The 7,177-nt window shown below is 69.1% G+C and carries 5 protein-coding genes and 1 pseudogene; 1 reads left to right on the top strand and 5 read right to left on the bottom strand.

Features of this window, described 5'->3' with window-relative positions:
• Nucleotides 1–421 precede the first annotated feature (421 nt).
• The 5 genes and pseudogenes from AB0K51_RS31270 to AB0K51_RS31250 form a co-directional block, all read right to left on the bottom strand.
• On the bottom strand, nucleotides 422–604 hold the full coding sequence (locus AB0K51_RS31270) for a hypothetical protein (RefSeq protein WP_363461026.1): 183 nt from the start codon (nucleotides 602–604) through the stop codon (nucleotides 422–424).
• 1,034 nt (nucleotides 605–1,638) lie between these two features.
• Nucleotides 1,639–2,670, bottom strand: coding sequence for a TIGR03842 family LLM class F420-dependent oxidoreductase (locus tag AB0K51_RS31265; RefSeq protein WP_363461024.1), 1,032 nt, complete (start codon nucleotides 2,668–2,670; stop codon nucleotides 1,639–1,641).
• Between the two features lie 45 nt (nucleotides 2,671–2,715).
• Nucleotides 2,716–4,107 (bottom strand): dihydropyrimidinase, encoded by a 1,392-nt coding sequence (hydA, locus tag AB0K51_RS31260; RefSeq protein WP_363461022.1) that lies wholly within the window; start codon nucleotides 4,105–4,107, stop codon nucleotides 2,716–2,718.
• 141 nt (nucleotides 4,108–4,248) lie between these two features.
• Nucleotides 4,249–4,713 (bottom strand): annotated as a pseudogene (locus AB0K51_RS31255) (amidohydrolase family protein); the annotation flags it as partial.
• 5 nt (nucleotides 4,714–4,718) lie between these two features.
• The gene (locus tag AB0K51_RS31250; protein WP_363461020.1) at nucleotides 4,719–5,561 is read right to left on the bottom strand and encodes a nitrilase-related carbon-nitrogen hydrolase; all 843 of its coding nucleotides are present in this window, start codon (nucleotides 5,559–5,561) and stop codon (nucleotides 4,719–4,721) included.
• A 321-nt stretch (nucleotides 5,562–5,882) separates the two neighbouring features.
• On the opposite strand from AB0K51_RS31250, the gene AB0K51_RS31245 reads away from it, so the two are divergent.
• Nucleotides 5,883–7,163 (top strand): family 16 glycosylhydrolase, encoded by a 1,281-nt coding sequence (locus tag AB0K51_RS31245; protein WP_363461018.1) that lies wholly within the window; start codon nucleotides 5,883–5,885, stop codon nucleotides 7,161–7,163.
• The last annotated feature ends 14 nt before the right edge of the window (nucleotides 7,164–7,177 follow it).

The following is a 7,177-nucleotide window of genomic DNA, read 5'->3' as shown; positions in this document are numbered from 1 at the left end:
ACGAGGTCGGTGGTGCCGCCTTCGCCCCCCGCCGGGCCGGCACCCGCCTGCACCTGGCCCTGTTGGACGCCATGGGCCACGACCTCGCCTCCGGCGTCCCTCGCCGACCGGCGAGGGACCTGCGTGAGGCCGCCTCTGGGGCGGTCCCACGCGATAGCTTGCTGCGCCAGGGGCGGTCAGTTCGGACGCCAGTCGTGGATCGCCTTTAGGAGTAGGCGAGTTGAGGAGCACTTCCAGGTCGCGGTCGGGGCTGTTGGTGTGCCCGGGGTCGGGCTGGTGGATCGTCAGAGGGGACTCCTGGGGGTACGTGGGGACGGTGGGCGGGGCCGGGCCGGGCCTGGTCTGGATCACGGAGAGGGGATCCGGGTGCCTCGCGGGACGGTGCCGAGCGAGGCACCCGGGGTGAGCGGAATGGCCGGGATCAGATGCCGGCGGCGGGACCGTCGTCGTCCGATTCGTCCGGACGGACCATCTTCATGACCGCGGTGAGGCGTTCGTCGGACAACGTGAGGCCCTGGGCGCGTACCGCGTCGCGGACGACGGACCGGCGCAGCTTCCCGGTGTCCGTCCAGGCCCGGACGGCGATGCCGGCCAGATCCTCCAACGGCGCGCCCGCCGGTCGGCCGACGGGCCGAGGCTCTGGGGACTGTCCGGCAATTCCGCTCGGCCCCTGGCCTGCGGCTTTTTGCGCCACGGTGTCGTCGGTCCGGGCGTGCTCCGCGCGGTCCGGGTCTGTCCATGGGAGGTCCTCGCCTGCGGACGGACGGTCTGAGCGGAATTGCCCGTCCGGTTCCGGGCCCGGTCCCGGACAGTGGTCCCTGTCCGGTCCGTCCGCAGGCCGCAACGGTCCGGCGGTCCGGTTCGGGCCGGTCTGGTGGACCTCCATGGCCTGGTCCGGTCCGTCGGACCGTCCGTGGTCCGGAGACCGTCCGGTCCCAGAGGCAATCGCACGACATGCCGGAACTAGACACGGCCGAAGCGAGCACGCCAGAGTGGGACACGAGGGCCTCCTGGTTGTTCGTTGACTCGACATCACCGAACTGTGCAGGAGGCCCTTCTCCTATGCGCCGACCGCGGAGCGATCACCCGAACGAGGCTGATGCGCGCGCAAGTTCGAGCGGCAGCCGTGCCCCTCGGTTTGGGAAACGCTTCTCACGGCACGGGTCACGTCCCGCATGGTGTTGGAATCTCTGTGTGGTGCCGAGCTGCTCACGGGGCCGATGCCGAGATCGCTGCTACACCACTCGGCAGGACGCCATCACGGCGCGCTTGGTCACCAAGGGATACGGCGACACGGGCGGCATCGGTACCGAATCGACCGTTGGCCTTGTCAAGGATGGTTGAAGCGTGCCGGCCACCCCTTATGGCGCGCCATGGTCAGAGCAGTGGCCAATTACCCACCACCTGTCCACGTATAGGCCAATTTGCGCAGGTCGGCGCGGTCCGCGTCCAGTCCTGGGAGAGATGCCTCGCTGATTGTGCTGATGGAGCATAGAGAACTCACATCATCGCAGATCGCAAGGCATCTCTTCGTTCCGGCCCCTCCCGCAGCGGCGATCAGCCGGTCGGGCTGAGAGGTTTACAATCGAAATTCCCGCGCACGAAGAGCACCCCACCCTTCGGACTTCGGCCGCTGCATCATCGGGGACGCCGTACATCACTCAGGATGGGGATGATGTGCTCGCCGTAGGCGTCGATGGTCGACTCGACGGCGTCGTGCATGGCGTAGATCGCGAACTGGTCCACGCCGAGGGAGCGCAGGTGCTCCAGCTTCTCCAGGTGCGCGGAGACCGGGCCGAGCAGGCAGAAGCGGTCCACGATCTCATCCGGGACGAATGCGGTGTCCGGGTTCCCGGCGCGGCCGTGGTGGGAGTAGTCGTAGCCCTGGCGTTCTTTGATGTAGTCGGTGAGCGCATCCGGGACCAGGCCGCTGTGCTCGCCGTAGCGGGAGACCAGGTCGGCGACGTGGTTGCCGACCATGCCGCCGAACCAGCGGCACTGCTCTCGCGCGTGGGCGAGCTGCCCTTCACTGCCGTCCGTGACGTACGCCGGAGCGGCGACGCAGACGGTGATCGAGGACGGGTCGCGGCCCGCGTCCTCCGCCGCGCGGCGCACCGCCTTGACCATCCACTCCGTCAGGAACGGGTCGGCCAGCTGCAGGATGAAGCCGTCCGCCTGGCGGCCGGTCAGCTCCAGGGCCTTCGGTCCGTAGGCACCCATCCAGATCGGCAGCTTCGGTTCGCCGCTGATCCAGGGGATCTCCATGACCGTGCCGTCGACCTCCGCCTCCCTCCCCTCCGCCAGCTCCTTGATGACATGCATCGCGTGCGAGAGCCGGTCGAGGGTGGCGGGCTTGCGGCCGGCGACCCGCTGCGCGGAGTCGCCGCGGCCGATGCCGCAGACGGTGCGGTTGCCGAACATGTCGTTCAGCGTGGCGAAGAGGGAGGCGGAGACCTCCCAGGTGCGGGTGACCGGGTTGGTGACCATCGGGCCGACCGTCAACCGCTCCGTCTGCGCGAGGATCTGGCTGTAGATCACGAAGGGCTCCTGCCACAGCACGCAGGAGTCGAAGGTCCAGCCGTTGGTGAAGCCGGCCTGTTCGGCGCGGATCATCCGTTCCACCAGCAGCTTCGCGGGCGGGTCGGTCTGGAGGACGAGGCCGATGTCCAAGATGTGCTCCGAAGCGTGAGGTTCGAGGGGGCGTACTCGGGGGGGTCAGTTCGCGTAGTGGCACAGGCCCCGGGGCAGGTAGGTGCCGTGGCCCGGGTGGCCGACGTAGGAGTGACGGTCGATGACGGGGACGCCTCGGGAGAGAACCGTCTCGACGCGGCCGGTGATGTGCTTGCCCTCGTAGGCGGAGTAGTCCACGTTCATGTGGTGGGTCGCGACGGACATCACCTGCTCTGCGGTGGGGTCGTAGATGACGACGTCGGCGTCGGCTCCGGGGGCGATGGTCCCCTTGCGCGGATAGAGGCCGAACATCTTCGCCGGCGACGCGCAGGCGATCTCGATCCATCGGGTGCGGCTGATGTGCCCGTCCAGGACCGCTTGGTGCAGCAGGTCCATCCGGTTCTCGACGCCCGGCATGCCATTGGGGATCTTGGAGAAGTCTCCGACGCCGAGGTCCTTCTGCCCCTTGAAGCAGAACGGGCAGTGGTCGGTGGAGACGACCTGCAGGTCGTTCGTGCGAAGGCTCCGCCAGAGCGCCTTCTGGTGCTCCTTGGGCCGCAGCGGGGTGGAGCAGACATACTTCGCGCCCTCGAACCCGGGCTCGGCCAGGTTGTCGGTGGACAGGAACAGGTACTGCGGACACGTCTCGCCGAAGACCGGGAGCCCCGTGTCGCGTGCCTTGGCGATCTCGGCGACCGCCTGCTCGGCGGAGACGTGGACGACGTAGACCGGGGCTCCGGCAACCTCGCTGAGGCGGATCACGCGGTGCGTGGCCTCGGCTTCCAGCAGCGCGTGGCGGACCTCTCCGTGATAGCGCGGGTCGCGTTCACCGCGGGCCAGCGCCTGCTCGACCAGGACGTCGATGGCGAGCCCGTTCTCGGCGTGCATCATCACCAGTCCGCCGTTGCCGCCGGCACGCTGCATCGCACGGAGGATCTGTCCGTCGTCGGACAGGAACACCCCCGGGTAGGCGGTGAAGAGCTTGAACGAGCTCACGCCGAGTCCGACGAGGGTGTCCATCTCCTTCAGCGCCGACTCGTTCACGTCGGACATGATCATGTGGAAGCCGTAGTCGATCGAGCACTTCGCGTCGGCCTTCTCGTGCCAGGTGTCCAGACCCTCGCGCAGCGATCCCCCGCGGGGCTGGACGGCGAAGTCGATGATCGTGGTCGTGCCACCCCACGCGGCCGCACGCGTCCCGGTCTCGAAGGTGTCGGAGGCGAAGGTGCCGCCGAAGGGCAGCTCCATGTGGGTGTGGGCGTCCACCCCACCCGGGATCACGTACTTTCCGCTGGCGTCGATGACGTGGCAGTCGGTCCAGGCGTGCGTGCCGGGCAAGGAAAGCGCTGCGATCTTCCCCTGGTCGATGAGGACGTCCGCGTGGATCTCGTCGGTGGCGGTGATGACCAGGCCGCCGGTGATCAGGATGCGGTCCACCGGATGACTCCTTTCGCGTGGGTATTGCGAGTCGTGGAGACGTCGTTCCGAAAGCGACGAGGAGGACGTACCGGCAGGTCACCGGCGCATCCTCCCCGGTCAGCCCGTCATGGACGCGGAAAATTGCTGGTCACGCGAGCCAATGAAACTCTTGAACGAGCTGACGCCCTCGTCGATCAGCCCGGGCATCTCGCGCAGCGAGTCGTCGGTGACGTCCGACATGATCATGTGGAAGCCGTAGTCGATCGCGCAGTTGCCGGCCGCCTTCTCGTGCCAGGCGTCCAGCCCGGCGCGCAGCGAGGCGCCCCTGGTCTGCACCGCGAAGTCGACGACGGTGGTGGTGCCGCCCCAGGCGGCGGCGCGGGTGCCGGTCTCGAAGGTGTCGGAGGCGGCGGTGCCGCCGAACGGCAGCTCCATGTGGGTGTGTGCGTCGACGCCGCCCGGGATCACGTACATCCCGGTGGCGTCGATCACCCGGTCCGCGGTCCACTGCTGACTGTCCGGCAGGGCGAGCGCGGCGACCGTTCCGTCCACGACCAGCACGTCGGCGTGGGTCTCCTCGGCGGCGGTGATCACCAGGCCGCCGCGGATCAGGGTGCGGACCATCGCGCTCACGCCCCGGTCAGCGGGCCGTAGGCGTCGGGGCGCCGGTCGCGGTAGAACGCCCACTGCTGCCGGACCTCGTCGATCACGTCCAGGTCGAGGTCGCGCACCACCAGCTCCTCGTCCCGGTCGGAGGCCGGCTCGCCGACGAACTTGCCGCGCGGGTCGACGAAGTAGCTGGTGCCGTAGAACTCGTTGTCGCCGTACTCCTCCACGCCGACCCGGTTGATCGCCGCCACGTAGTACTCGTTGGCGACCGCGGCGGCCGGCTGCTCCAGCTGCCACAGGTAGGCGGACAGGCCGCGGCTGGTGGCCGAGGGGTTGTAGACGATCTCCGCGCCGGCCAGGCCGAGCGCCCGCCAGCCCTCCGGGAAGTGCCGGTCGTAGCAGATGTACACGCCGACCCGGCCGACCGCGGTGTCGAACACCGGCCAGCCCAGGTTGCCGGGCTTGAAGTAGTACTTCTCCCAGAAGCCCTTGACCTGCGGGATGTGGTGCTTGCGGTACTTGCCGAGGTAGCGGCCGTCGGCGTCGATCACGGCGGCGGTGTTGTAGTAGAACCCGGACTGCTCGATCTCGTACACCGGGACGACCATCACCAGCCCCAACTCCCGTGCCAGCGCCTGCATCCGCTGCACCGTCGGCCCGTCCGGCACCGGCTCCGCCCAGGCGTAGTGCTCGGGTTCCTGGACCTGGCAGAAGTACGGCGCGTTGAACACCTCCTGGAAGCCGATGATCCCCGCCCCCTGGGCGGCGGCCTCCCGCGCGGCCTTCTCGTGCGCGGCGACCATCGACTCCTTGTCCCCCGTCCACGCGGTCTGGAACAGGGCGGCCCTGACGACTCGACTCATGGCCCGACTCCTCCAAAAGGAAGGCGCTGTAGACCGTTGAGACTAGGGCCTGTCCGGCCGATCCGAGCGGACCGGCGCGCGGCGGAGCGGGCACCACAGACGGCTTTGCGCCGCCCGAGAGCGCTCTCAGCATGCCTTCAAGACCTGAACACCGGGCTCCACTTCCGACTGGTCGTCAGAATCACTGCGCTGCAAGGGTGAAGAAGACCGTGCATTGACGTTGCCATGTCCAAAAGGCATCCGTAGGATTCAGGCCAACGGCGACGCCACGTCTGTTTGAGAGCGCTCTCACCAATCCCCACTCACAAAGGGTGACTCCCCATGGCAGCTGCAACGCGCAAACGCCGTTGGTCCGGCGGATTCGCATCCCTCCTCGGCACCGGCCTGCTGGCCGCCGCGCTGCTCACCTCGCCCACCTCCGGGTCGGCGGCCGCCCCGCTCGGCGGCACCGCGCCGGTCGCGGCGTCGAACTGGAACGACGACTTCGACGGCCCCGCGGGCTCGGCCGTCGATCCGGCCAAGTGGCGCATGGAGACCGGCGGTTCGGGCAACGGCAACCACGAGCTCCAGTACTACACGGCGGGCGCCTCGAACGCGGCGCTCGACGGCCAGGGCCACCTGGTCATCACCGCCAAGCGCAACTCCGACCCGGGCTACGGCTGTTGGTACGGCACCTGCCAGTACACCTCGGCCCGGCTGAACACCGCGCAGACCTTCACCCAGGCGTACGGGCACTTCGAGTCCCGGATCAAGATCCCGCGCGGCCAGGGCATCTGGCCGGCGTTCTGGATGCTCGGCAACGACATCGGCTCGGTGGGCTGGCCCACCAGCGGCGAGATCGACGTGATGGAGAACATCGGCCGCGAGCCGGGCACCGTGCACGGCACCATCCACGGCCCGGGCTACTCGGGCGCCGGCGGCCTCGGCGCCGGCTACAGCCTCCCGGCGGGGCAGTCCTTCGCGGACGCCTTCCACACCTTCGCGGTGGACTGGAGCCCCACCGCGATCACCTGGTCGGTGGACGGCAACACCTACGAGACCCGCACCCCCGCCGACCTCGGCGGCAACCGCTGGGTCTTCGACCACCCGTTCTACGTCATCCTCAACCTGGCGGTCGGCGGCGACTGGCCGGGCAGCCCTGACGGCTCGTCGACCTTCCCGCAGACCATGACCGTCGACTACGTGCACACCAGCACCTGGGGCGGCAGCACCGGCGGCTCGTACACCGGGCGGATCACCGGGCCCGGCGGGATGTGCGTGGACGTGGCGGGCGGCTCGAACGCCGACAGCACCCCGATCCAACTGCACAACTGCACCGGCAACGCGGCCCAGCAGTGGACGGTGGGCACCGACGGCACCGTCCGGGCCCTCGGCAAGTGCCTGGACGTCGCCGCGGCCTCGCACGCCGACGGCGCCGTCATCCAGCTCTACACCTGCAACGGCACCAGCGCCCAGCAGTGGACCCACGGCTCCGGGAACGACTTCGTGAACCCGGGCTCCGGCAAGTGCCTGGACTCGCCGAACGGCTCCGCGGCCGACGGCACCCACCTGCAGCTGTGGACCTGCAACGGGACCGGCGCCCAGAAGTGGACCCTGGGCTGACCCCTCCAGCCCCT

The organism is Kitasatospora sp. NPDC049285, assembly GCF_040678815.1.
GTDB lineage: Bacteria > Actinomycetota > Actinomycetes > Streptomycetales > Streptomycetaceae > Kitasatospora.
This window is presented reverse-complemented; position numbering and strand designations above follow the sequence as displayed.

Coding starts and splice junctions, on each gene's coding strand:
- AB0K51_RS31250 (WP_363461020.1), bottom strand. CDS start 5,561: ATGAGTCGAGTCGTCAGGGCCGCCCTGTTCCAGACCGCGTGGACGGGG.
- AB0K51_RS31245 (WP_363461018.1), top strand. CDS start 5,883: ATGGCAGCTGCAACGCGCAAACGCCGTTGGTCCGGCGGATTCGCATCC.